The 23,457-nt window shown below is 62.5% G+C and carries 24 protein-coding genes; 4 read left to right on the forward strand and 20 right to left on the reverse strand.

The annotated features are described in order from the left end of the window. The 4 genes from J0I64_RS15195 to J0I64_RS15210 form a co-directional block, all read left to right on the forward strand. On the forward strand, positions 1-790 hold a 790-nt coding region (locus J0I64_RS15195; protein ID WP_291409729.1), incomplete at its 5' end, for an exopolysaccharide biosynthesis polyprenyl glycosylphosphotransferase. Positions 791-874: 84 nt separating this feature from the next. Then, on the forward strand, positions 875-2,527 hold the full coding sequence (locus J0I64_RS15200) for a hypothetical protein (protein ID WP_291409731.1): 1,653 nt from the start codon (positions 875-877) through the stop codon (positions 2,525-2,527). Between the two features lie 67 nt (positions 2,528-2,594). Continuing rightward, positions 2,595-3,956: a glutamine synthetase family protein gene (locus J0I64_RS15205; protein ID WP_291409732.1), complete on the forward strand. Its 1,362-nt coding sequence runs from the start codon at positions 2,595-2,597 to the stop codon at positions 3,954-3,956. Then, complete coding sequence (locus J0I64_RS15210) at positions 3,956-5,260, forward strand: FAD-binding oxidoreductase (protein ID WP_291409735.1); 1,305 nt, start codon at positions 3,956-3,958, stop codon at positions 5,258-5,260. Before J0I64_RS15205 ends, J0I64_RS15210 begins: the two co-directional genes overlap by 1 nt. Here the strand turns inward: J0I64_RS15210 and mnhG are convergent. The 20 genes from mnhG to J0I64_RS15305 form a co-directional block, all read right to left on the reverse strand. Then, on the reverse strand, positions 5,257-5,616 hold the full coding sequence (mnhG, locus tag J0I64_RS15215; RefSeq protein ID WP_291409737.1) for a monovalent cation/H(+) antiporter subunit G: 360 nt from the start codon (positions 5,614-5,616) through the stop codon (positions 5,257-5,259). The genes J0I64_RS15210 and mnhG overlap by 4 nt on opposite strands. Next, the gene (locus tag J0I64_RS15220) at positions 5,613-5,894 is read right to left on the reverse strand and encodes a K+/H+ antiporter subunit F (protein ID WP_291409739.1); all 282 of its coding nucleotides are present in this window, start codon (positions 5,892-5,894) and stop codon (positions 5,613-5,615) included. Before J0I64_RS15220 ends, mnhG begins: the two co-directional genes overlap by 4 nt. Continuing rightward, complete coding sequence (locus J0I64_RS15225; protein ID WP_291409741.1) at positions 5,891-6,376, reverse strand: Na+/H+ antiporter subunit E; 486 nt, start codon at positions 6,374-6,376, stop codon at positions 5,891-5,893. The genes J0I64_RS15220 and J0I64_RS15225 overlap by 4 nt, the downstream gene beginning before the upstream one ends. Beyond that, positions 6,373-7,971, reverse strand: a complete 1,599-nt coding sequence (locus J0I64_RS15230; RefSeq protein ID WP_366933750.1) for a monovalent cation/H+ antiporter subunit D — start codon at positions 7,969-7,971, stop codon at positions 6,373-6,375. The genes J0I64_RS15225 and J0I64_RS15230 overlap by 4 nt, the downstream gene beginning before the upstream one ends. A gap of 1 nt (position 7,972) precedes the next feature. Continuing rightward, positions 7,973-8,308 carry a Na+/H+ antiporter subunit C gene (locus J0I64_RS15235; protein ID WP_291409744.1) on the reverse strand — a complete coding sequence of 112 codons (336 nt, stop codon included), beginning with the start codon at positions 8,306-8,308 and terminating at the stop codon, positions 7,973-7,975. After that, positions 8,299-11,202, reverse strand: a complete 2,904-nt coding sequence (locus tag J0I64_RS15240; protein WP_366933753.1) for a monovalent cation/H+ antiporter subunit A — start codon at positions 11,200-11,202, stop codon at positions 8,299-8,301. The genes J0I64_RS15235 and J0I64_RS15240 overlap by 10 nt, the downstream gene beginning before the upstream one ends. Before the next feature lie 150 nt (positions 11,203-11,352). Continuing rightward, positions 11,353-12,183: a phosphonate ABC transporter, permease protein PhnE gene (phnE, locus tag J0I64_RS15245; RefSeq protein ID WP_291409748.1), complete on the reverse strand. Its 831-nt coding sequence runs from the start codon at positions 12,181-12,183 to the stop codon at positions 11,353-11,355. Between the two features lie 3 nt (positions 12,184-12,186). Then, complete coding sequence (gene phnE, locus J0I64_RS15250) at positions 12,187-13,098, reverse strand: phosphonate ABC transporter, permease protein PhnE (protein WP_291409750.1); 912 nt, start codon at positions 13,096-13,098, stop codon at positions 12,187-12,189. Positions 13,099-13,157: 59 nt separating this feature from the next. Beyond that, on the reverse strand, positions 13,158-14,078 hold the full coding sequence (phnD, locus tag J0I64_RS15255; RefSeq protein ID WP_291409752.1) for a phosphonate ABC transporter substrate-binding protein: 921 nt from the start codon (positions 14,076-14,078) through the stop codon (positions 13,158-13,160). Positions 14,079-14,111: 33 nt separating this feature from the next. Continuing rightward, a complete protein-coding gene (gene phnC, locus J0I64_RS15260) occupies positions 14,112-14,927 on the reverse strand; it encodes a phosphonate ABC transporter ATP-binding protein (protein WP_291409754.1) in 816 nt (271 codons plus the stop codon). A 55-nt stretch (positions 14,928-14,982) separates the two neighbouring features. Continuing rightward, on the reverse strand, positions 14,983-15,939 hold the full coding sequence (locus J0I64_RS15265) for an alpha-D-ribose 1-methylphosphonate 5-triphosphate diphosphatase (protein ID WP_366933751.1): 957 nt from the start codon (positions 15,937-15,939) through the stop codon (positions 14,983-14,985). Between the two features lie 7 nt (positions 15,940-15,946). Beyond that, positions 15,947-16,177, reverse strand: a complete 231-nt coding sequence (locus tag J0I64_RS22650) for a hypothetical protein (protein WP_366933752.1) — start codon at positions 16,175-16,177, stop codon at positions 15,947-15,949. After that, a complete protein-coding gene (locus J0I64_RS15270; protein ID WP_291409756.1) occupies positions 16,164-16,895 on the reverse strand; it encodes an ATP-binding cassette domain-containing protein in 732 nt (243 codons plus the stop codon). The genes J0I64_RS22650 and J0I64_RS15270 overlap by 14 nt, the downstream gene beginning before the upstream one ends. Before the next feature lie 9 nt (positions 16,896-16,904). Beyond that, complete coding sequence (locus tag J0I64_RS15275) at positions 16,905-17,726, reverse strand: ATP-binding cassette domain-containing protein (protein WP_291409757.1); 822 nt, start codon at positions 17,724-17,726, stop codon at positions 16,905-16,907. After that, a complete protein-coding gene (locus tag J0I64_RS15280) occupies positions 17,723-18,637 on the reverse strand; it encodes an alpha-D-ribose 1-methylphosphonate 5-phosphate C-P-lyase PhnJ (protein WP_291409760.1) in 915 nt (304 codons plus the stop codon). Before J0I64_RS15280 ends, J0I64_RS15275 begins: the two co-directional genes overlap by 4 nt. Beyond that, positions 18,634-19,719, reverse strand: a complete 1,086-nt coding sequence (locus J0I64_RS15285) for a carbon-phosphorus lyase complex subunit PhnI (RefSeq protein WP_291409762.1) — start codon at positions 19,717-19,719, stop codon at positions 18,634-18,636. The genes J0I64_RS15280 and J0I64_RS15285 overlap by 4 nt, the downstream gene beginning before the upstream one ends. Next, complete coding sequence (gene phnH / locus J0I64_RS15290) at positions 19,719-20,258, reverse strand: phosphonate C-P lyase system protein PhnH (protein WP_291409764.1); 540 nt, start codon at positions 20,256-20,258, stop codon at positions 19,719-19,721. The genes J0I64_RS15285 and phnH overlap by 1 nt, the downstream gene beginning before the upstream one ends. After that, positions 20,258-20,701 (reverse strand): phosphonate C-P lyase system protein PhnG, encoded by a 444-nt coding sequence (locus J0I64_RS15295; protein WP_291409766.1) that lies wholly within the window; start codon positions 20,699-20,701, stop codon positions 20,258-20,260. Before J0I64_RS15295 ends, phnH begins: the two co-directional genes overlap by 1 nt. Then, entirely contained in the window at positions 20,694-21,449 is a 756-nt protein-coding gene (gene phnF / locus J0I64_RS15300; RefSeq protein WP_291409768.1) for a phosphonate metabolism transcriptional regulator PhnF, read from the reverse strand. Before phnF ends, J0I64_RS15295 begins: the two co-directional genes overlap by 8 nt. Positions 21,450-21,558: 109 nt before the next feature. Further along, positions 21,559-23,457 (reverse strand): methyl-accepting chemotaxis protein (locus tag J0I64_RS15305; RefSeq protein ID WP_291409770.1); only part of this gene is annotated, 1,899 nt, incomplete at its 5' end.

Genomic DNA, 23,457 nt, shown 5'->3' on the forward strand with positions numbered 1-23,457 from the left:
CTGCCAGCACGTGCTGCTCGTGGGCGATCTCGACGATCTCGACGGCATCGGCACCCTGGTCGCGCCCTGGCGACCCTATGCGCTCAATATCCTGCTCTATCCCCGGTCGAGCCTGGAAAACCAGCAGATCAACCTGATCGACATTGTGCCCCTGGGCTCAGGCAGCACGCTCAAGCACTTGAGCGCGCCACTCAACGAAACCGGCCGCTTCTTCAAGCGCGCCTTCGATATCGCCACCTCGGCGATCGGCCTGATCCTGTTGTCGCCGCTGCTGCTGGCCGTTGCGCTCGCCGTTCGCGGCACCAGCCCCGGTCCGGCCCTTTTCGTGCAGGAACGCCGCGGCTTCAACGGCCGCAATTTCCGCATCCTGAAATTCCGCTCCATGCGCGTCATGGAGGACGGACGCGCCATGCGCCAGGCCCAGGTCAATGACCCCCGCATCACCCCGATCGGGCACTTCCTGCGCCGCACCAGCATCGACGAACTGCCGCAGCTGATCAATGTGCTGCGCGGTGAGATGAGCCTTGTCGGCCCGCGGCCTCATGCCATTTCCCACGACGATGAACTGTCGGGGAAATTCGAGCTCTACGCCCAGCGTCAGCGCATCAAGCCCGGCATCACCGGTTGGGCCCAGGTCAACGGTTATCGCGGCGACACCTCGACCCAGGACAAGATCGAGGCGCGCACGCTGCACGACCTCTACTATGCCGAGAACTGGTCCATGTTGCTCGACATCTGGATCGTGCTCCTGACGGTCTTCTCGCCACGCACGCGGCAGAACGCCCGCTAATATCTTCTGCGCTCTCGCATTCTGCAGTGCGGTTTGCGGAATATTAACCACGTTGAGGCATCGTCTTTCCAAACGGAAATGGCGATGACGGACACATCCACGCAGCAGATCAGCGGGCCGGCAGGCTGGGGCCACTTCCTGGCGGCCCTGGCACCACGCCTGCCGCGCATAGTGGCGGCGACCGCCGTGGTCATGTTCACCGCCTTTGCGGCCATCCAGTTCATTCCGCAGACCTTTCAGGCAAGCCTCGCGCTGAGCCTGCCCGCAGGCGGAACGCCAGCCAGCGAGGCCGACAAGCTCACTGACCAGCAGCACCTGGCAGATGTCGTCTCGCGCCTCTCGCCCGAGATCGTCGCCGAACTGCGCCGCGACGGCGGCGGCACGCTCGATACGACGACCCTGCTGCGCAAGCGCCTGGTGCTGACGCCGGCCGACGACGACACACACCTCAATCTTGCAGCACTTGCCGCAACGCCCACACGGGCGCGCGCCATCCTCGACGCGGTGACCGCGGGCTACGCCTCGCTCGCCGCAATCCCGCCGGCCCTTTCCGCACCAGAACTCGCAAAGCCTGCAGCGATCAATTCCCAGGTCGCCCCAGCCGTAGCCGGTTCTGAAGCGAACGGACCAAAGCTGCTGCAGGAGCGGCTGAGCCTTGCCTGGGAAGACCGGATCAGGCTCGAAAGCCGCACGCGCCGCATCGAATCCCTGATTGCCGATGGCAACTACGCCATGCTGGCGCTTGATGCCGAGAACCTGCCGGGACTGGGCCGCACGCTCGATAGCCTTGCCACGCTCCAGAGCGAGCGCGACCGGCTCGCCGTCGACCTTCTGCCCAACCTTCCCAAGATGCGGACGATCACCACCGAGATCGACCGTCTCACTGCCGATCTCTCAAGCGGCCTGCAACAGCTGGCGAGCCTCGCCAAGGCCGATCGCGACGCTGCCCGCCGCCTTGAGGACAGCTTGCGCGATCAGCTGGCCGCCGCCAGCGCCGTGGTACCGGCAGAGGTCGACACAAGCGTCGCGACCGGCTCCATAGAGGGGCAAGCAGAACCAAAGGTCATTGCTCTACCCCGGCCCGTCCGCACCGACCTGGTGCTCGGCTTTTCCGGTGGCCTCGCCTTTTTTGGCCAGATCGGGCTTTTTGCCTTCCTGCGATCGCGGCGAAACCGGACCGGACCCGAGGAAGCCATCGAACCGGTCTCGATGGTCGCGACGGACAAGCCAACGGAACACAACTGGCTCGAAACAGCCGAATTGTCGGACGTCGATATTGCCGTAACCTGGTCCGACGAGCCGCAAGCGCCCCCGCCGCTCGATAGCGCCCGCATCGTCGCAATCCAGGGTGGCCGCGAGATCGCCGTCGCGAGCCGAAAACTTCTGGCCCGCTATGAAAGCCAGCGCCGCAGCGTCGTGCTCGTGGATGCCGCAAGCCGTCGTCGCGGACATGTCCCGGGCATCAGCGACCTGTCGCTCGGCCTCGCCTCCTTCGCCGACATCGTCCACGGCAGCGGAGCTCACCAGGTGGCGCTCGTGCCCTGGGGACGGCAGGCTCAGCTCGATCCCGGCGCGAAATCCGTTCGCATCCTCATTCAGGCACTCGCCGAAATCTACGACGTGGTCATCCTGTCGCTCGATAGCGAGAACCTCGCTGCCACGGCGCCTCTTACGGCTCTGTCAGACCTGACCATTGATGCCGGCACCGTCCGCGATGACCAGAGCGTTGCCGCTTAGCCTTCCCGAATGACAAAAGCTCCTGCTAGGGTGGTGTCGGAAAACACGAAAAGTCGACGGACGAGGCATGACCATCGAAGCGACAGTGAATACCGACATCGTGAGCTGGCTCGAACAGAACCCGCAGATTGAAGTCCTGCACACGGCCGTGTGCGATTTGAACGGCATCATGCGCGGCAAGCGCATCCCCATCGACCAGGCTCGTCGTATTGCCGAAAACGGCATTCGCATGCCGCTCTCCATCGTCGGCGTCGACGTGTGGGGCGAGGATATCGTGGGCAATCCAATGGTCTATTCGAGCGGCGACGTCGATGGCATCTGCAGCCCCACCGGCCGTGGCGCCCTGCCGATCAACTGGACCACCCGGCCGAGCGCGATGATTCCGCTTTGGCTGTTTCAGGATACGCAGACCCCTTTCCTCGGCGATCCGCGTCAGGCGCTGGCCCTGGTGCTGCGGCGCTACGCCGAAATCGGGCTCAGACCCGTCGTTGCGACCGAGCTCGAATTCTATCTCGTCGACCCGGACGCAGAATCGGCCCAGCCGCCGATCTCGCCCTATACCGGAAAGCGGCTCGACTCCGACGCCATCCTTTCGCTCGACGAGCTTGAGGATTTCGGCGAGTTCTTCCGCGACGTCTATCAGCAGTGTGAACAGCAGAACGTGCCCGCCGACACCGCAGTCGCCGAAAACGGCGTCGGCCAGTTCGAAATCAATCTCCTGCACACCGATGGGCTCAAGGCCGCCGATGACGCGGTCCTTTTCAAGCGGATCGTCAAGGGCGTGGCGCGAAAGCACAAGCTCGTCGCCACCTTCATGGCCAAGCCCTATGGCACGCGCTCCGGCAACGGCTTTCACGTCCATTTCAGCCTTAACGACGCTGCCGGCAACAATGTCTTCGACGATGGCACCGACACCGGGTCCGATGTGATGCTGAACGCTGTCGGCGGCCTCCTGGCCGGCATGGCGGAATCGACGCTGCTCTTTGCGCCGCATTTCAATTCTTATCGTCGCCTCCGCCCCGACACTCATGCCCCGAGCGCCATTTCCTGGGGTTATGAAAACCGCACGACAGCGGTGCGCATCCCCGGCGGCAATCACAAGGCCCGGCGCATCGAACACCGGGTTTCCGGGGCCGACGCCAACCCCTATCTGGTGCTCGCCGGTGTGCTGGGCGCCGCGCTTGTCGGCATCCAGGATGGCCTGAAACCGCCAAAGCCTTTCAAGGGCCGCGCCTATTCCGAACGATTGCCGAAACTGCCGGCCGACTGGGCATCGGCAGTCAACGCATTCGAAGATGGCGACATGATCCCCCGTATTTTCGATGCGACGCTACAATCCATGTTCGTCGCCTGCAAGCGGCAGGAGATTGCGGGCTTTGCTTCCCAGGTCACCGACCTTGAATTCTCCGCCTATCTCGAGGTGGTGTGATGGTCGAAAAATCCTATGCCGGCGACGGCTCCTATCCACCGAGCTACTACGCCGCCTCGCGCAATATGATCCGGCAAACGCGAAAGCTTGAAGGCGAGATGACGGCCGACATCTGCGTCGTCGGGGCCGGCTATTCCGGGCTTTCCACCGCCATTCATCTGGCCGAGCATGGCTTCAAGGTCGTGATGGTGGAAGGTGCCGAGGTCGGCTGGGGCGCGTCGGGTCGCAACGGCGGTCAGGTGGTCAACGGTCTCAATGCGAGCCTCGAAACCATCGGGCGCCGCTATGGTGAGAAAACCGCCGCCTTCGTCGGCGGTATGGTGCAGGAAGGCGCCGGGATCATCTATGACTGGATCGAACGCTACGCCATCCAGTGCGACCTGAAGCGCGGCAATATTTACGCCGCCTACACTGATCAGCACATGCGCGATCTCGAAGCCAAGAAGGCGCTGTGGCAGCGCTATGGCATGGACGATCACGAACTGCTCGATCGCGACGCTATCCGCAAGCACGTCGGCTCCGAGGTCTATGCCGGCGGCATGATCGACCACTCCGGTGGCCACATGCATCCGCTCAACCTCACCCTTGGTGAAGCGGCGGCCCTCGAAGGGCTCGGCGGCATCATCTTCGAACACTCCCCGGTGGTGCGCGTCGAGCAGAATGCTGAAAACGCCGTCGTCCACACCGCCACCGGGCGGGTGACGGCCAAGACGGCCGTCATCTGCGGCAATGCGTATCTGGGCAATGTGGTGCCGGAACTGACTGCCCGTGTCATGCCGGTCTCGACCCAGATGATGGCCACCGAGCCGCTCGGAGAAGCGCGCGCCAAGGCGCTGCTGCCGACCGGCATGTGCGTCGAGGACGTGCGCTACATTCTCGACTATTTCCGCCTCTCCGCCGATCACCGGCTGATCTTCGGCGGCGGCGTCGTGTATGGCGGCACCGACCCTGCGGACGTCGTGGCAAAACTGCGGCCCAACCTCGACAAGGTCTTCCCTCAACTCAAGGACGTGAAGATCGACTACGCCTGGAGCGGCAATTTCGCGCTGTCGTTCTCACGCGTGCCGCAGATGGGGCGACTCGGAAATCGAGTCTATTTCGCTCATGGCTATTCCGGGCACGGAGTCACCGGCTCGCACCTTTTCGGTCGCATTCTTTCCGAAGCGATCCGGGGCGACATGACCCGTTTCGATACCTTTGCCGCCTTGCCCTGGATACCTTTTCCCGGCGGCCGGCTGTTCCGCGCGCAGTATTCGACGCTCGGGTCTTGGTGGTATTCGCTCAAGGACAAGCTGGGGATTTAGTCCTTCGGAGCCAGCTTTTCCGGCCGGCGCGGCACATCGATCTGACCTTCGACGCGATCGCGGAACAAGGTAGCGCGCGCCAGCAGCATGAGCGTCACCGGCGTCGTCAGGCTGACGAACAGGAAGATGATCAGCTCATGCACTACCAGCCGCTCGCGGGTGACGGTGAAGTAGATGGCGGACGCCAGAAGGATCAGCCCGCCACCCATGCTGGTGCCCATAGTTGGGCCGTGAATGCGCAGGTAAAAGCTCTTGAGCCGAACAAGGCCGAAACAGCCCGCCATGGTCAGAAGGGCACCAAGCACGACGAAGGCGGAGACGAGGATCGAAAGCCAAAGCGGCAGATCTGCAATCATTCGATCACCTCGCCGCGCATGAGGAATTTCGCGAGCGCCACCGTGCCAACGAAGCCCAGCAGCCCCATGAGCATGGCCAGCTCGAAATAGACCTGCGAATTGTTGCGAATGCCCAGTGTGATGAGCAGCAGCAGGGCAACGACATAGAGCGCGTCCAAGGCCAGGATGCGGTCCTGGGCACGCGGGCCGGCGATCATGCGATAGGCGGTTGCCAACATGCCCAGACCCAGCATGACCTGGGCGGCGAGAAGGCTCCATTCGAGAATGGCTACGCTCATTCGAAAATCTCCAGCAAGAGGGTCTCGTAGCGACGCTTGACCGTTGCCACCCACGCGTCTTCGTCCACGACGTCGAAGACGTGGATAAGGACGGTGCTGCGCTCCCGGTCATATTCGAGCCAGGCGCTGCCCGGGGTTGCCGTCAGGATGCAGGCCAGGATCGCCAGAGCGAAGGAATTGGTCAGCGTCAGTTCCATCTCGATAAAGCCCGCTGTCGGCTTGGGACGCGGGTGGAAGAGCACCGACATGACGGCAAGGTTCGAGCGGATCACGTCGAGACCGGCGACCGCGAACAGCACAAGGAGCTTATAGGGCCGCTTGACGATCACCTGATCGGGAATGACCGCCGTTGCTGCCGCCGAGACCGCAATGGCAATGATCGAGCCGAGGAGGATATGGCCAAAGCCCGCCGATTGCTGCAACACGAGCCAGAGCACCAGCAGGAAACAGGCAAGGATCGGGTGGGGGAGGAGACGTCTCATGATGCCACCTCCTGAGGCAGAACCACATCGACATAGCTTTGCGGCGCGTGGATAAAGGCGGCCGTCTCGGAAAAATAGGTCATGGCCGGCCCAGCAAACACCGCCAGCAGCACGCACAGCGTCAACAGGGCGATAATGGGCCAGATCTCAAGCGCCCGCAGGCGCAACAGGCCGTCGTCCGGCATGGACGTCCAGAAGATGTTGATGCCGTTACGCACCATGGCGACGAGGACGAAGAGGCCGGAAATGATCATGGCCCCCGTCATCCACCATGTTGCAGCACTTGGGCTCGCCTGGGCGGAAAAGGCCGCCGAGAGCATGGCAAACTTTGAGATGAAGCCCGAAAGCGGCGGCAGGCCTGCCATGACCAGAGCGGCCACAGCAAAACAGAGGCTCAGCAATGTTGCAGCAGCGGGAATGGTGCGGCTGACTTCCTGGTCCTCATCGAGAACCTCTTCCTCGTCGCCATAAAGCTCGAGCGACACAGCAAGGATTTGCGCTTCGGCCGGAAGCACCTGGTCGATCACGTCCTTGAGGAGGAAGAGCGCACCAGCCGCAAGGGTCGCGACGACGACATAGTAAAGCGCGCCCGTGGTCACGCCGGGCGAATTATAAGCGACCGCTAGCAGCAGCGTGCCGGCGGAAACAAGGATCAGATAGCTGGCGAGCCGATCGAGCGCCTTGCTCGACAGCGCCCCGACACTCCCATAGGCGATTGTCGCGACGCCAAGAACGAAAAGCACGTTCTGCCCGAAGGCCAGTTCCGGCCCGGTCTGATTGGCAAAGACCAGCGTCCAGAGCCGCAGGATCGCGTAGAAGCCGACCTTGGTCATCACGGCGAAAAGCGCAGCAACCGGCGGGGCGGCGGACGAATAGGTATTGGGCAGCCAAAAATGCAGCGGCCAGGAGCCGGCCTTGATGAGGAAGGCCACGCCGAGCACGGCGACCCCGGCCTCGAATAGCCCCAGATCGTCACCGGCAATATGGGGCACGGCACGAGCGATGTCGGCCATGTTGAGCGTCCCGGTCGTGCTATAGATCAGCGCCACGCCGATCAGGAACAGGAACGAGGCCACGAGGTTGATGACGATATAGTGCATCGCCGCGCGGACGCGGTTGCGCCCCCCGCCATGCAGCGCCAGGCCATAGGACGCAGCAAGCAGCAGTTCAAAGAAGACGAAGAGATTGAAGAGATCGCCGGTGAGGAAGGCGCCATTGAGCCCCATGACCAGCGCGTGGAACAGCGGGAAGAAATTGGTGCCACGGCTGTGCCAGCGGGCCGACGCATAGACGAGCGCCGCGAGCGCCAGAATGGAGGTAGTCAGCACCATCATGGCGGCGAGGCGATCGGCGACCAGCACGATGCCGAAGGGCACCGGCCAATTGCCGAGCGGATAGACGGCCGCAGCAGCCGTATCGGCCTGGGCCAACACGGTCAGCAGCAGACCCGAGACGAGGACCAGAAGCACGCCGAAGGCGATATTGACCCCGACGATGCGCCGATTGCTGCGCTGGTCGCCCAGGATCAGGTTGAAGACTGCCGCCGCCATGGGAATGAGGATGGGCAGAATGGCGATGTGGTTCATGCCGGTCATCTCAATCCCCCTTTCCATCAACGTGGTCGGAGCCGCTAAGGCCGCGGGCGGCAAGCATCACGACAAGGAAGAGAGCGGTCATGGCAAAGCCGATGACGATGGCGGTCAAAACCAGTGCCTGCGGCACCGGGTCGGCATAGTCGGCAATATTGGCGTTGGCTCCGGAAAGGACCGGCGCCGCATCCATGCGCAAACGCCCCATTGAGAGGATGAAGAGATTGACGGCATAGGAGACGAGCGACAGGCCGATGATCACCTGGAAGGTGCGCGGGCGCAGCAGCAGATAGACGCCGGAAGCGGAGAGAATGCCGATGGCGATGGCGAGGGTCAGTTCCATTTGTCGAGCCCCGCGCGCTGCTTAGGTTTATTGGAGCCTGCGGCCTTGGGGCGGCGGATGGATTGGTGCGCGAGAGCGATGAGCATCAGCACGGTCGCGCCGACGACAAGGGCAAAGACGCCAAGATCGAACATCAGAGCCGTTGCCATCGGCACCTTGCCGATCAGCGGCAGCTCCGCATAGGCGAAGGCAGAGGTGAGGAAGGGCGCTCCGAGCACCATGGCACCTAGGCCCGTGAGCAGCGCCAAGAGCAGGCCCCAGCCGATCCACAGCACCGGCAGAATACGCAGGCGCTCTTCGACCCAGCGCGTACCGCCGGCCATGTATTGCAGGATGAAGGCCAGCGACATGATGATGCCGGCGATAAAGCCCCCGCCCGGCAGGTCATGTCCACGCAGGAACATGTAAACGGCGACGACGATCACGATCGGGAACATCCAGTTCATGAACAGCGCCGGGATGCGCAGGAAATCGTCGGCGACGTTCTCGCTGGCACCGGGCGCATAATCATCGAGCATGCGCTGCTGTTCTGGCCGATCAGCACTGTCTGAACCCGGGCGGAAACGGCGTAGCAGGCCGAACACCGTCAGGGCCACGACGCCAAGAACGGTGATTTCGCCCATGGTGTCGAAGCCACGGAAGTCGACCAGCATGACGTTAACGACATTGGTACCGCCTCCCTGGGTATAGGCATTGGCAAGGAAGAAGTCCGAGATGCCATCGGGTGCTGCGCGGGTCATCACGGCATAGCTGGCAATGGCGGTTCCGAGGCCGACAAGCGCTGCAAGGCCAAAGTCGCGATAGCGGCGGAACCGCGCCGCCCAGGGCGTTGATTCGGGCACCGGGCTGCGCTTGGGCAGCCAACGCAAGCCAAGGAGGATCAGGACCGTGGTCGCAATCTCGGCGAGCAACTGCGTCAGCGCCAGGTCAGGCGCGGAGAACCAGGCAAAGGTCAAACACGTGGCAAGTCCCGCCCCGCCCATCAGGATCATGGAGGCGAGGCGATGGAACTTGGCCTGCTGCGCTGCTGCAACGGCACAGACGCCACCAAGCACCCAGACAAGCCCCAAAACCGGATCGAAATTGCTCGGCAGCGGCAGATTGCCGATGCGCGACCAGCCCGCACCGATGCCGGCGGCCAGCGCGAGAAAGATAACGGTAAAAATCTGTGGTTGCAGGCGCTGCGTGCCGAAGGCGGCAACCAGGTGCCGTGCCCAGCGATTGGTGGCGGTCACCAACAGACGCTCGAACAGACGCTGCCCGACAAGGCCATGCGTGAGCGGCACGCCATCGACGTCGCGGAGGCGCCGATAGTAAGGCACATAGATAACGGCGCCGCCGACGAGCGCGATGATGCTCATGATCAGCGGCAGGTTGAAGCCGTGCCAGACCGAAAGGCTGTAATAGGGCGTGGCGGCACCGAGGACCGAGGGCACCGCCGCAGCGAGATAGGGCGCGATGGTGATGCCGGGAATGATGCCGACGGCGAGACAGATCAGCACCAGGATTTCGATCGGACGACGCATCAGCGCCGGCGGCTCGTGCGGCACTTTTTCGAGCTCAGTCGGCGGCGGTCCGAAGAACACGCCATGCACGAACTTGATCGAATAGGCGACGCTGAGCATGCCCGCGAGAGTGGCGCCGATCGGCAGGGACAGGTTGACGAAAATGTTCGGGTCGAACTCGGCCGTCTCGGTGAAGAACATTTCCTTCGAGAGGAAGCCGTTGAGGAGCGGCACACCCGCCATTGCCGCGCTGGCGATGATGGCGAGGGTAGCCGTGAAGGGCATGAATTTTCTGAGGCCGCTCAGCTTGCGGACATCGCGCGTACCGGCCTCATGGTCGATGATCCCCACGGCCATGAAGAGCGAGGCCTTGAAGGTGGCGTGGTTGGCGATGTGGAAGATGGCGGCGACTGCCGCAAGCGGGGTGCTCATCCCGAGAAGCGTGGTGATGAGCCCAAGATGAGAAATGGTCGAATAGGCGAGGAGTCCCTTGAGATCGCGCTGGAACAGCGCGGTATAGGCCCCGAAGATGAGCGTCGCGAGCCCCGTATAAGTGACGATCCAGAACCACAACTGGCTGTCATGCATGACCGGCCAGAAGCGGGTAAGAACAAAGACGCCCGCCTTCACCATGGTCGCCGAATGCAGATATGCCGAAACCGGGGTCGGCGCGGTCATGGCATTGGGCAGCCAGAACTGGAAGGGGAACTGCGCGCTCTTGGTAAAGGCGCCGAGCAGCAACAGGATCAGCGCTACCGGGTAGAGCGGGCTTTCGACGATCTTGCTGCCTGAAGCCAGCACGTCGTTAAGTTCGTAGCTCCCAACGATATGGCCGATCACCATCATCGAGACAAAAAGCGCCAGGCCGCCCATGCCGGTAACGATCAGCGCCATGCGGGCGCCGTCGCGCGCGTCGCCGCGGTGATACCAATAACCGATGAGGAGGAAGGAAACGAGGCTCGTGAGTTCCCAGAAGATGGCGAGCTGGATGATATTGCCCGACAGCACCAGACCCAGCATTGCCACCATGAAGGCCAGCAGCAGCGCATAAAAGCGCGCGATCGGGTCCTTGGGCGACATGTAGTAGCGCGCATAGAGCACCACGAGGAAGCCGATGCAGGTGATCAGCACGGCAAAGAGCCAGGCCAGGCCATCCATGCGCAGGGTCAGGTTGAGCCCGAGCTGCGGGATCCATTCGATGCGGCTGATGATGACCCCACCATCCGCCACGGCGGGAAAAAGCGCGAGCGAGAGAACGCTCAAAACCGCCGAAACTATCGCCGTAGACCAGACCGCACCCCGGTATTTTTTACCCGGCGCAGCCAAAACAAACACACTTGCCAGAAATGGCAGAATGCAAAGAAGGGGAAGGGCGAAGTCGGTTGGTATCGAAGGCAGGGGCCAGTCCTCGGGCACGAATCTATTGCCAAGGTATAGGGATGCTCACGCCTCCTGAGAAGACCACTTTGGGCTTAACTTGCATGCTCATCTCGTCACATGAAATTCATTGTCCCTGGAGGGGCAGAAATTCTGCCCCCTTCAGGTCAATTTGGCGCGGATGCGACGGGATATCGCATCGATGATCGAAACAGTGACGAGGATCAACAGGATGATGAACGCGGCTTCCTGCCAATTATTGATGCGCATGCGATCGGAAAGCTGCAGGCCAATACCCCCTGCCCCGACGATGCCCAGGATTGTCGCCGAGCGGACGTTGGATTCGAAGAAATAGAGCACGTGGCTCATCATCACCGGAAAGACCTGCGGGAAGACGCCGAGGCGCATGACATGGAGGCCGCCGCCGCCTGAGGCGCGCACGCCATCTACCGGCCTCTTGTCGACATTCTCGATCGCCTCGGCAAAGAGTTTTCCCAGAACCATCACGTCGCCCACCGCAATGGCGAGCACACCGGCAAAAGGACCAAGGCCAACGGCGGAGACGAAGATCAGCGCCCAAACGAGACCATCGATGCCGCGAAAAGCGTCGAAGAAGCGGCGAATGCTGAAGTGGAACAGCCAGTTGGGCACGATGTTCTTGGCGCCCAGAAAACCGAGCGGCACGGCGATGACGGCGGCGACAACGGTGCCGAGAAAAGCCATGGCGAGGGTTTCGAGCATGGCCCTGGCATAATCCCAGAGGCCATCGCCGGGCCAGGGCGGGATCATCAGCACGACCAGCATGCTGAGCTTGTTGAGCCCGTTGATGATCCGCATGGGCGAGGCATCGATCCACCAGAGCCCAAAGGCAAAGGTGCCGAGAAAGGCGATCCACATGCCCCAGTCGCGCAACCTTTCGGGCAGCGGGCGGCTGAAAATCTCAGGATTGATGCGTTTCAGACGAGAAATGTCGGCGAGCTGAGCGGTGTTCATGGGTCAGGCACTCGCAGCAAGATCGTGGCCGATAAGGCGATGGCGGATGGTTTCGCAGATGATGTCGATCACCGACGTCGTCAGGATCAGCAGCAGCATGATGGCGGAGATATCAGTGTATTCGAACTGCCGGATGGCAACGTAGAGGTCCTGGCCGATACCACCCGCCCCGACGAGCCCCAAAGCCGAGGCACCGCGCACATTGATCTCTAGGCGCAGCAGCAGATAGCTCGCATAATTGGGCAGGGCCTGCGGCACGACGCCGAGACGCATGACCATCGGCCAATTGCCGCCCGAAGCCCGCACACCCTCGATGGGACGCGGATCGACGTTCTCATTGACCTCGGCAAAGAGTTTTCCGAGCGAGCCTGCTGTATGAACGGCAATGGCCAGCACACCGGCAAAGGGGCCGAGGCCGAAGGCGAAAACGAAGATCAGCGCAAAGACCAGCTCCGGCACGGTGCGGCAGAATTCGAGCGCACGGCGGGCGGCGAAATAGATGGCAGTATTTTCAACGAGGTTTCGCGAGGCCGGGAAGCAGAGGACCAGTGCTAGGACGCCACCAAGGACCGTACCGACAAAGCCCATGAGAATGGTTTCGACGAGGAGGCGCGTCCAGAACCGCAAGCCCCAATACCAATTGGCGAGATCACCCCAGAAATTCTCGATGGTCAGCGTCGGCAGCGTGCCGGCGATATAGTTCCAGGCCATTGGCAGGCCCTTGATGAGGCCCGGAATGCTGAAACCGCTGGCAGCGATGGAGCCAATGAGGGCGGCTAGGAACAGCGCGCCGTAAAGGAGGGTCCAGTTGCGGCGGGTAAACTGCTGCTGGCGATAGCGCCCTTCGAACGAGAGGAGGCGCTCCTCCCGCGTCGTCGATGACAGCCGGCCATTGGTGGGGGTCAAGGTGGACACGGGGCCCTCGCAAAAGAAAAGACCGGCGCAGGAGACATGCGCCGGTCAGTTGGATGAGATCAGTTGCCGTTCTTGCGGCGCTCTTCGGCGTTGAACTCGGTGATGGCGATCACGTCGAGATAGTCTTCGTGCTTGGCTTCAACATAGCCGCTCGAAGTGCCATTGCTGTAGGTCGCAAAGCCTTCAGGGTCTTTTTCCGGGAAGGCCATCAACGCGGTCTTGAACGCGTCCTGCAGTTCCTGCGGCAAGGTGGTCAGCATCATCACCGGGGTGTTGGGGATCACCGGGGACTTCCAGATGATGCGGGTCGAACCGGTCGGGATCAGGCCCTTCTTTTCCATGGTCTGGATGTTGCCGGCATTTTCGTTGCGCCAGTGGGTGGCGACAGCCTCAAAGGTGCCGTTGACCAGCGCCATGACGCTCTGCTCATGGCCGCCGGAGAAGGCGACTTCGCTGAAATAGTCGGCAGCGGAGGTGTTGAGTTCGGTCGAGAGATAGTAGGACGGAACGGCATAACCCGATGTCGAGTTCGGATCGGCGAAGGCGAAGGACTTGCCCTTGATGTCTTCGAGGCTTTGGTACTCGCTGTCGGCGCGCACGGCGATGACGGAGAAGTAGCCAAGATTGCCTTCCTGATCGAGGGTAACGGCGACCGGAGCGATATCATCGCCCATGACCTTGCGGGCCAGCGCATAGGCAGCAGGACCGACCGAAGCGAACTGCACGTGGCCGGCACGCATGGCTTCGATCACGGCAGCATAGTCGGTACCGCGAACGATCTTCACCGGCACGCCCAGCTCGCGGCTGAGATAGTCGGCATAGGGCTGGGTGCGGGCGATGGCGTCGGTTTCGTTTTCGCCCGAGGAGATGCCGATGGTCAGTTCGGGATATTCGGCCTTCCATTCCTGAGCCAGGACTGGCGAGACAAGCGCGAGCGAAACCAGCGCAGCCGCAAGGCCGCGACGCGTCAAGGTGAGCATTGATGGAACTCCGGTTTGGGAAAGGAAGCGGCCCTAGTGAGCCGCCTCCATCTGTCGTCCTGCGGGACTGGTGCCAGCCATTGTGGAAGTCAGGTTTTCGTCCACGGCTGTTTCGGTATCGTCACCATAGATCTCCTGGATCACCGCCGAGGTAAGTTGGCTCGGCGTGCCGTCGAAGACGACGTGGCCGTGGGCCATGCCCACGATGCGATCGCAATAGGCGCGGGCCGCATCAAGCGTGTGGAGATTGGTGATGACGGTAATCTTGTCCTGGCGGTTGATGGTGCGCAGTGCATCCATCACTAGCCTCGCATTGCGCGGGTCGAGCGAGGCGATGGGCTCGTCGGCAAGGATGAGGCTCGGCTTCTGCATCAGGGCGCGGGCAATGGCGACGCGCTGCTGCTGACCGCCCGAAAGCGTATCGGCGCGCTGCAGCGCCTGGGATAAAAGGTCCAGCCGATCGAGCGCCATGGCGGCATTGGCCCGGTCCTCGGCTGGAAAGCGCTTTAGCATGACCGGCAGCGTCGCCGCGGTGCCGATGCGGCCGATCCTCACATTGGTGAGCACGTCGAGACGGTTCACGAGGTTGAACTGCTGAAAGATCATGGCGCAGCGGGCGCGCCAGGCCCGCAAGGCCTTGCCTTCGAGGGCACCCACATCGGTGTCGCCAAAACTGATGCGGCCTTCGCTGACGCCGGCGAGGCGGTTGATGAGACGGAGGAGGGTCGACTTGCCGGCACCGGACCGGCCGATAATGCCGACCATCTGGCCCGGGGCGAAGGTGAGCGACACGTTGCTTACCGCAATCGTGTCGCCAAAAGTCTTGGTGACTTTTTTCAGTTCCAGCATGACGCACCTTGCCGTGTTTCTATGCCTAGGACCCTAGCCCGTCTCAATGACACGATTAACTCATTCGAATGACTGTCTCGTGACGCGCGGAAACGCCTGAAAGTGCAAGCGCACCATCGGAATGCACGAAGCGGCCGCGTGACATCGTGGCATGGACGCGACCGACGCCGGTATCGCTGGCAACGAAGAGATCGGCACGCAGGCCCACACGTATTTCACCGCGATCTTCAAGGCCAAGCGCCCGCGCCGGATTGAGCGAGGTGAGTTTTGCCGCGCCCGGAAGACCGTTAGGATCGGTCTTGCCCAGAACCAGCACGGCCGGCAGCATGGCCGAGGGGTGATAGTCGGCTGCGAGGAGATCGAGCACCCCGGCTTCGTGGGCTTCGCGCGCAGAGAGATTGCCGGAATAGGACTGACCCCGGAGCGCGTTCGGCGCTCCCATGGCATTGAGCATGCCGCGACGATTGGCTTCCCTGGCGGCTTCGAGCGTCACCGGGAATTCCGAAATATTGGCGCCGAGAGAATCCATCAGTTCCACTTTCTCTACCGTGTCGTCATCGTGGCTGGCGACGGGCACGCCATGCAGCGCACAATATTGGGTGATGGCGCGGAGGGTGGCGGTCATGTCGCCGGCGGTTTCCTGGCGATCGCGAATACGCTGCTGCAGCTGTTCGGCGGCGGCTTCGAGCGAGATGCCCTTGTTCTTGGAAATATTGGCGGCCTGCAGTTCGAGATTACGATACTGCCCCTGCCCCGGTGTGTGATCGCAGAGGGAAACGAGATCGACCGAACCTTCGCCAACCAGTTCTTTCACAACCGACAGGGCAGCCGGAAAGGTCACTTCAAAACGTGCATGGACGCGATGGTCGATGAGCAGGTTTGGCCGTGCCGCGACGACGGCGCGGATCATTTCGCTCGTAAAATCATAGGAGCGCATGTGGCCATAGGTGGAGCCGGGCGCGAAGGAGAGCGAGGCATAGGCCGTGGTGATGCCGGAGGTCGCGAGCTTCATGTCGAGATCACGGAGGCCCCATCGGCATGCGCACGCCGGGACGCGGCTCGATTTCGCGTTCGATCATGTCGCCATGCATGTCGATCATGCCCGGCATCAGGAGGAGGCCGTTTCCGTCCGCATCGGCATTGGCGACTGGGGTTTCGCTGATCTCGGCAATGATGCCGTCTTCGACCTTCAGCGCGCCATTTTCGATGACGCGATCGGCGAGGACGATACGGAAATTAGAGAGCCACATTTTCTTCTTCCTCGCTCTGGTCGGCAACGACCTTGGTATTGAGATTGATTTCGCGGTCGATCAACTGGGCGACGTCGCCGGGGTGATGGAACACGCCAATGATGGCGACACCTTGCGCCTTCAAATCCGAAAGGCGGCGCACGAGGGCGGCGCGGGCGCCGACGTCGAGCGAAGCCGTGGGTTCGTCGAGCAGCAGCAGCTTTTGCGGCAGGATCAGCGCGCGGGCCAGATTGACCTTCTGCTGTTCGCCACCTGAGAAAGTGCTGGGATAGGCACGCCAGAGTTCCGGGCGTACGCCGAACTGGTCGAGCCAGTGCCGGGCTTGATCGAGCGCTTCGGCCTGAGAGGTGCCAGCGAGCAGCAGGGGTTCGGCGACGATGTCCTGCGCGGCAACGCGGGGACGGGCATTGAGGAACTGGGTGACGAAGCCGATTTCCTCGCGGCGGAGGAGCGCAATGTCGACATCGGCGGCATTGGCGAGGTCGATCTCGCCGTGATTGGAGCGGTACCAGACATGGCCGCCGACCGGCAGATAAGAGCGCCAGATGGTGCGCAGCAGCGTCGATTTGCCGGCACCATTGTGCCCGCGCAACAGCAGGAACTCGCCTTCAAAGAGGTCGAAGCTGACCCCTTCAAAGGCATGCAGCATGCTGTCGAGGTGATACATGCGGAAGGTCTTGGTCAGCCCATCGACACGCAGCAAGGGAGTGGAGTTCATGGGTTCACCTCAGAGCTTGGCGTGCACGAGTTGCTGGGTATAGGGGTGCTGCGGGTCCTGAAACACCTGATCGGCCAGACCCTGCTCCACCACTTCGCCATGGCGCATCACCATGACACGGTCGGCCATCGTGCGGATGACGCCGAGATCGTGGCTGACCAGCACCATGGTGATTTTCCGGTCGCGCTGTAGCCGCTTTAGCGTATCGAGCACCAGCGCCTGAACGGAAACGTCGAGGCCGGTGGTTGGCTCGTCGAGCAGCAAAAGAGCGGGTTCAAGCGCAATGGCCTTGGCCAGCTGCACGCGCTGCTGCATGCCGCCTGACAGTTCGATCGGGCGGGCATCCATGCGCGAAAGCGGGAATTCCGAGGCATCAAGCGCTTCGCGTGCCTTGGCGCGGAGCACATCAAAGCTGCGCTCGCCGGCGATGAGCAGCCGCTCGGCGACATTGCCGCTTGAGGAGTGCTTCATGAGCAGGCCCAGATGCGGGTTCTGATAGACGATGCCGATATGACGCGCACAGAGCATGCGGCGCTCGTAGCGCGTCAGGTCGAAGAGATTGCCATCTTCCCGGTTCGGCAGACGCAACGAGTAGTCGCCGCTATCAGGGGTGTCTTCGAGATTCATCATACGGAGCAGCGTCGATTTGCCCGAGCCGCTTTCCCCGACAATGCCCATGACTTCGCCGGGATAGACCGTGGCATCGACATGGCGCAGGGCGCGTACATCACCATAAGTCTTGGAAATATCGCGCATCGTAAGAAGCGGTTCGGCGCGCATCAAGCGCGGTTCGGCGCGGGTCAACGCCGCGGGGCTCATATCGAGGCTCATGCCGAAAACTCCCCATTGCGATACCAGGTCTTTCCGACCTCGATGGCAGCGCCTTCGGACTGCTGGATGGCCTTGATGCCAAGATTGCTGTCGGACACTTCGAAGGCCGAACCGCCGCCATCGATGGGCAACTCGTTCATGAAATAGCCGGAGACGCCGGAGCGGCGGCAGGTAAGATCCGCGTGGTCCTCAACCCGATAGGGACGGTCGGAGAAGACCAGCGGCTCGACGCGGGTAAAGGGCGGCACGGCAAACAGCCGCTTTTCCCGACCCGCAGAGAGAAAGGTGAGATGCTTGGCCATATTGAGCTTTGGCACGTCCCAGCGCGGAATGGGCGATGGCGTCATGACATGGCGGCCATTGACCATGGAGGGATAGGCCGCCCCCTGCATGATGCGGCCCTTGCGCACGATCTGCTCATAAAGCGTCAGCCAGAGCTTTCCGTAGTCGGCATCGGCATGCATCTGCCGGGCGATAGAAATGTTGGGCTCCACGCCACGCAGGGGCTCGGGATTGGGCACCTGCAGCACGAGGATCTGGTCTTCGCGCATAACCTCTTCTGGCACGCGGTGACGCGACTGCACGATGGAGGCGGCGAGCGTGTCCCAGGTTTCCGACGCGCCGGAGACGCGCGAAATGAAGCGGCGGATCGAGGCGGCGTTGACGCCATCGTCAGCGCCCTGGTCGATCACCTTCACGGTGGACGTCGGGTTGACGAGAGTGAGGGTCACCTGCAGACCACCAGTGCCCCAGCCGCGGGCCATCGGCACTTCGCGGCTGGCATAGGGCATCTGGCAGCCGGGCACAGCAATCGCCTTCAGCATTTTCCGGCGCAGTTCGCGCTTGGCCGAGGCATCGAGAAAACCGTAGCTGGTCGCGGCCCAGGGTTTTGTCAGGGATGAAAGGGTCATTCTGCGGGTTCCGTCTGGCGCGTTTCTGCCGGTTTCTGTTCGGCCGCGGCCTTCTTCGCCTTGGCGTCACGCATGGCGTCGAGGATCGACTGGAAGGTGACGTAGTGGGGCAGCTTGAAATGGATGCAGAAGCCCGAGGCCTCCACGCTCTCGGTGTGATAGAGATAAAACTCTTCGTGGACCGGCGAGCCGACCGGCGCCTCCGCCGAATTGAGATCGAGCGTTGCTGCGGCGATCACCTTCACTTCGTTCCAACCAAAAGTGGCGGCGAAGCCCAGCTCCAGAAAACCGCCCTTTTCCTTGGACGTCACTTCCGCCTGGCTGACGCGTACGCGCCCGGCAGAAAACTCGGTGCCGCGCGGATGGCGCACGACGACTTCGGCTTCGCCCAGGCGGAGTTCGTTGACGGTCGGATGGGCATTGCCATAGCCGCGCATGGCGGAATAGCCGAGCGCAAGCACGCCGCCCGTTTCGGCGCGTGCAAGGCTTTGGAGGCGATGGGCGCGCGAGGCCGGGAACAAGAGGGGTTCGCGCGTCAGGTCTGGAATGTCCTCAGGCGCCACATCGGAGGCATTGGCCGGAGCGACGAGGCCCTGCTGGCGCTGCCAATCGGCGAGCGAGGGCTGGCGCGACGGCGCGGGCTTGGTCGCGGCTTCGACGGCCGGTGGCGCATAAGGCTTGCCTTCGAGCACATTGGTTGCGAGCACGCGGTGCGAATAGTCGAGGGTTGGTCCCAGAATCTGACCGCCGGGAATATCCTTGAACGCTGCGGAGATACGGCGCTGGGTGAGGATTTCATCCTGCTGCACGGGGCGGGCGATGGCGATGCGCGGCTGGGTCGTGCGCCAAGCGCGCAGCACCAGCACCGCTTCTGAAAGTTCGCCGCCGGTCTGGGCCAGGGCCAGGGCCGCCAGTTCCTCGCTATAAAGCGAGGCTTCGCCCATCACGCGATCGATGAGATAGGGCATGGTCTGCTTGATCGTCTCGACGCGGGCAGCATCGATCGTGCCCAGGTCCTGCCGGAACAGCCGTTCGGCCTGCTCGATGGCTTTCTCGCCACCGCGGGTTGCAACATAGGCCATTACAGCACCTCCACCAGGGTCGAGCGAGGAATGCCGATGACCGAGCGGCCATCGACGAGGAGCATGTCAAAGCCTTCGGGATAGGCGCAGAGCATGGCGCGCATGGCCCAGAAACCGGGCGAAATGCCGAGGGTCAGTTCCAGCGTTCCATCGACGCCCGGGCCAGAAAGCCGCACGCGATGGCCGACGCCATGGCGGACGTTTGCGACCAGCGTTGCGCCGTCATCGGGATAAAGCGCGCTGCCGCAACGAAGAGTGGCCAGCTGTACTTCAGTGCCTTCGAGCGAGGACAGAAAGACATGGTCAACCTGGGAAATATCTTCGGCAACAAGTGCGCCGGTCGCCGCGATCTCGGACCGCAAGGCGGGATCATCGGCGAAGACGGTGCATTCGAGATCGACCAATGTTTCGGCGATGGCGGCAAGCCCGGATTCGGGCATTTCCCTGCTATCGCCTGGGCGCGAGAGGGCCCACATCAGAGCTTCAAAGGTCGCATTGCTGCGCAGTTCCAGTGCATCGGGGGGAGCGACGGTCAGCATCAGAACGTCTCCATTTCAACGCGCGTGGCTTCGACCTGCCGCATGCGGGCTGTGTCTTCAGCGGCCTGATGGGCGCGTTCTTCGGTGAGGAAATTTGCCGTGGCCGGCTCCTCGCCAACGGCGGCGATGCGGAGGTCGATAACGGCCATGGCCATTGCGTGTTCGAGGTCGCGGCCAGTCACCATGCCGTAGCCGACGTGGCCTTGGGCATCAGCGATATGGGCTTCGCTCACCAAGACTTCGCCGAGGTGAAAGTCGACATTTTCCACGGTGTCGCGCATGGGGACCATGACGAGGCCCGTGCGGTTGGTGAGGACGGAAATCTCGCCCATGTCGGTAAGGAGTTGTTCCGCAAAGGCTTTCAGGCGCTCGGGCCGGGCCCCCGCCAGAATATCGAGCGCTGCGCCGTGGTCGCCGCCACCCGAAGGGGTCTCGTTAAACATCGCTGTCTCTTTCGGTGGCCAGCACGGTCGGCTGGTCGGTTTCAAAGGTGAATTGCACCCGGTCGCCGGCCCACACGGCTTCCGAAAACCCGATGGGGCGACCATCGAGGTCGGCGTCGATTTTCTGAACAACCAGAACGGATTGGCCGGGTCGCAGCATGAGCATGGCAGCCTCGTTTTCCGAGGCGATACGGGTAAAAACGGTGGTGCGCAGCCGCCGGTAATCTGTGATTCCGTAGGACGCATAAACCTTGGTAATCGACGACAGTTCGCGCCGCCGCTCCGGCAGATCGGGAAAGCGCTGCGCCTCGTGATAGGCCCAGCCGATGCTGATCGGCAGGTCATTGGCAAAGCCGCGCCAGGAGCGGGCGAAAACCTGCGCTTCGGGCTCAATCGCGAGGGCTGTGGCGACGCGCTTGCTGGCCGGGATGGTCATTTCGGCCAAAGTCTCGCCGGAGGCCGTAAGCCCTTGGGACATCAGGTTTTCGCGGAAGCGGGTGCGCGAACCGATGACGTAATTGAGGAGCGGCGCGCGCTCGACAAAAGTGCCGCGACCGTGTTCGACGCGCAGTTTTCCTTCGGCGACAAGGGCTGCCAGGGCCTTGCGCAGCGAGTGCCGGCGGGTGCCGTAGAGCAGGCAAAGTTCAGGCTCGGACGGCAGGCGGGTGTCGGGCGCGAGGCGTCCGGAGGTAATTTCGTCGCTGATCCGATCCCGGGTTTCTTCCCAGGAATGTCCTTGATTGCGCATGGTACCAACTCATTCGAATGAGCTGGTTGTAGCCATCGCGAATGACACGCGCGTGACGCCTATAGGCTAGCACACTGTTAGCATTGAGCGCCGCAAAACTGCGACTGCGTTACTCGGCAGCCTGCATGACGCGGCGGACGGGGCGTTCGTCGCCGATTTCGAAGGCGGAGATCAACCGTTCGAGTTCGCTAGCCTGATTTTCAGTCTGCTCGATGGCGGCATTTGTCTCTTCGACCAGGGCCGCATTGTGCTGGGTCATTTCGTCCATCTGGCGAACGGCGACACTGACTTCGGCGATGGCGCGCGACTGCACATGGCTTGCTGCCGAAATGCCTTCGATCTGACCGGCATTGTTGCGAACGAAGTCGCGGATGGCGAGAAGCCTGGCGGCCGCTTCCGAAACGAGCCGCGTGCCGGTGTCGACTTCCTTGCCGCTCTTTTCGACGAGGCGCTTGATGTCTTCGGCAGCGCTGGCGGCCGATTGGGCAAGGCGGCGGACTTCGACGGCGACGACGGCAAACCCCTTGCCGACATCGCCGGCCCGCGCCGCTTCTACCGAAGCATTGAGGGCGAGCAAATTGGTCTGGAAGGCGATGTCGTCGATCAGTCCGACAATGTCGGTGATCTTTCGCGAGGAGCTGGCGATATCGGCCATGGCGGCGGTTGCCCGCTGCATCACCGCTTCGCTTTCGTCGGCGACGGCGGAGGCCTTGCGCGCTTCAAGGCTCGCCGCTTCAGCGCGGCTCGAATTCTCGCTGACCGTGCTGGCCAGCTGCTCCATGGAGGCCGAGGTCTGCTCGACGGTCGCTGCCTGGCGGGTGGTGCGCTCGCTGAGATCATTGGCGCCGGAGAGGATTTCGCCTGTCGCCACCCGCAATTCGCCCGAGGTCGAACGGATGCGGCGGACGATGGAAACGAGGGAATCGGCCACCGCATTGGTGTCGTCACGCAGCTGGGCGAAGGCGCCTTCGTGGCGCCCTTCCATGCGATGGGTCAGGTTGGTATGGGCCATGGCTGACAGCACTTCGCCGGCTTCGGCGAGGCCCCGGGCGATGGACTCCATCAGCGCATTGATATTGGCGGCGACACGCGAAATGTCGGCATCGTCAAAGCGGGTGGAAACGCGGGCGGAAAAATCACCGCGCAAGCCTGCGGCGACCACTGCGTCGAACTCGGCCTGAAAATCCTGCATGGTTTTGGCGCGGCGATTGGCGTGCGCCTGCAGCTCCGCCTCTTCCTCGGTGAGCTTTTCGATGCGCAGGGCATTCTGGCGAAAGACATCCACCGCCTCGGCCATGCCGCCGATCTCGTCCTTGCGGCCGATAAAGGGCACCTGCGCATCGAGCTCGCGGCCAGCAATGCGGCCCATGATGCCCGACATGATGGTGATGGGTTTTGCGAAAAGCGCCGCAACCCAGGAGGCTCCGACCAGCGCGGCGATCAGAATGGCGATGGACACCACGATCATGATGTTGCGCGCCGCGATGGCCCCGGCAACCATGGCGTCCTGCGGCACGGCAATGGTCAGGATCCAGCGCTCGGCGACGCCGGCAAAGCTGATCGGAATGGCGGCGCGATAGATGTCGCCATCCCACTCCTCGGCCATGCCCGAGCCCATGGCGGCTTCGACGAGGCTGGTCACGGTGGGGTCATCGGCATGCTGGCCGAGCAGCGCCGCATCGGGCGAGGCAAGCCACTGTCCGCTATCATCGATCAGCGAGGCGGTGCCGTCATGAAAGGGTTTTAGGGCCCCGATCATGCTCGAAATGTCGGAAAGTGCGATATCGACGCCCGAGGCGCCGACGATCCGGTCGTTGAGAATGACCGGCGCGGCGATCGTTGTGATCAGGGTCGGGACGTCTTCGATCTGGTCGAGATAGGCCGGGGTAATGACCGGGCGGCCGGCGCGGAGCGGCGTGCCGTACCAGACATCGACCGTTTCATCTTCCATATCGAGCTTTTCGATGGCCACTTCGCCTGCATCATCGCGGAAGGCATAGGTAGCAAA

The sequence above is a fragment of the Devosia sp. genome, assembly GCF_017307565.1.
GTDB lineage: Bacteria > Pseudomonadota > Alphaproteobacteria > Rhizobiales > Devosiaceae > Devosia.

Coding starts and splice junctions, on each gene's coding strand:
- J0I64_RS15225 (WP_291409741.1), bottom strand. CDS start 6,376: ATGAGACGTCTCCTCCCCCACCCGATCCTTGCCTGTTTCCTGCTGGTG.
- J0I64_RS15275 (WP_291409757.1), bottom strand. CDS start 17,726: ATGAGCCTCGATATGAGCCCCGCGGCGTTGACCCGCGCCGAACCGCGC.
- J0I64_RS22650 (WP_366933752.1), bottom strand. CDS start 16,177: ATGTGGCTCTCTAATTTCCGTATCGTCCTCGCCGATCGCGTCATCGAA.
- phnH (WP_291409764.1), bottom strand. CDS start 20,258: ATGCTGACCGTCGCTCCCCCCGATGCACTGGAACTGCGCAGCAATGCG.
- J0I64_RS15235 (WP_291409744.1), bottom strand. CDS start 8,308: ATGGAACTGACCCTCGCCATCGCCATCGGCATTCTCTCCGCTTCCGGC.
- phnC (WP_291409754.1), bottom strand. CDS start 14,927: ATGCTGGAACTGAAAAAAGTCACCAAGACTTTTGGCGACACGATTGCG.
- J0I64_RS15265 (WP_366933751.1), bottom strand. CDS start 15,939: ATGAAGCTCGCGACCTCCGGCATCACCACGGCCTATGCCTCGCTCTCC.
- J0I64_RS15210 (WP_291409735.1), top strand. CDS start 3,956: ATGGTCGAAAAATCCTATGCCGGCGACGGCTCCTATCCACCGAGCTAC.
- J0I64_RS15230 (WP_366933750.1), bottom strand. CDS start 7,971: ATGACCGGCATGAACCACATCGCCATTCTGCCCATCCTCATTCCCATG.
- J0I64_RS15270 (WP_291409756.1), bottom strand. CDS start 16,895: ATGAACTCCACTCCCTTGCTGCGTGTCGATGGGCTGACCAAGACCTTC.
- J0I64_RS15200 (WP_291409731.1), top strand. CDS start 875: ATGACGGACACATCCACGCAGCAGATCAGCGGGCCGGCAGGCTGGGGC.
- mnhG (WP_291409737.1), bottom strand. CDS start 5,616: ATGATTGCAGATCTGCCGCTTTGGCTTTCGATCCTCGTCTCCGCCTTC.
- J0I64_RS15285 (WP_291409762.1), bottom strand. CDS start 19,719: ATGGCCTATGTTGCAACCCGCGGTGGCGAGAAAGCCATCGAGCAGGCC.
- J0I64_RS15280 (WP_291409760.1), bottom strand. CDS start 18,637: ATGACCCTTTCATCCCTGACAAAACCCTGGGCCGCGACCAGCTACGGT.
- J0I64_RS15205 (WP_291409732.1), top strand. CDS start 2,595: ATGACCATCGAAGCGACAGTGAATACCGACATCGTGAGCTGGCTCGAA.
- J0I64_RS15295 (WP_291409766.1), bottom strand. CDS start 20,701: ATGTTTAACGAGACCCCTTCGGGTGGCGGCGACCACGGCGCAGCGCTC.
- phnF (WP_291409768.1), bottom strand. CDS start 21,449: ATGCGCAATCAAGGACATTCCTGGGAAGAAACCCGGGATCGGATCAGC.
- phnD (WP_291409752.1), bottom strand. CDS start 14,078: ATGCTCACCTTGACGCGTCGCGGCCTTGCGGCTGCGCTGGTTTCGCTC.
- J0I64_RS15220 (WP_291409739.1), bottom strand. CDS start 5,894: ATGAGCGTAGCCATTCTCGAATGGAGCCTTCTCGCCGCCCAGGTCATG.
- phnE (WP_291409748.1), bottom strand. CDS start 12,183: ATGAACACCGCTCAGCTCGCCGACATTTCTCGTCTGAAACGCATCAAT.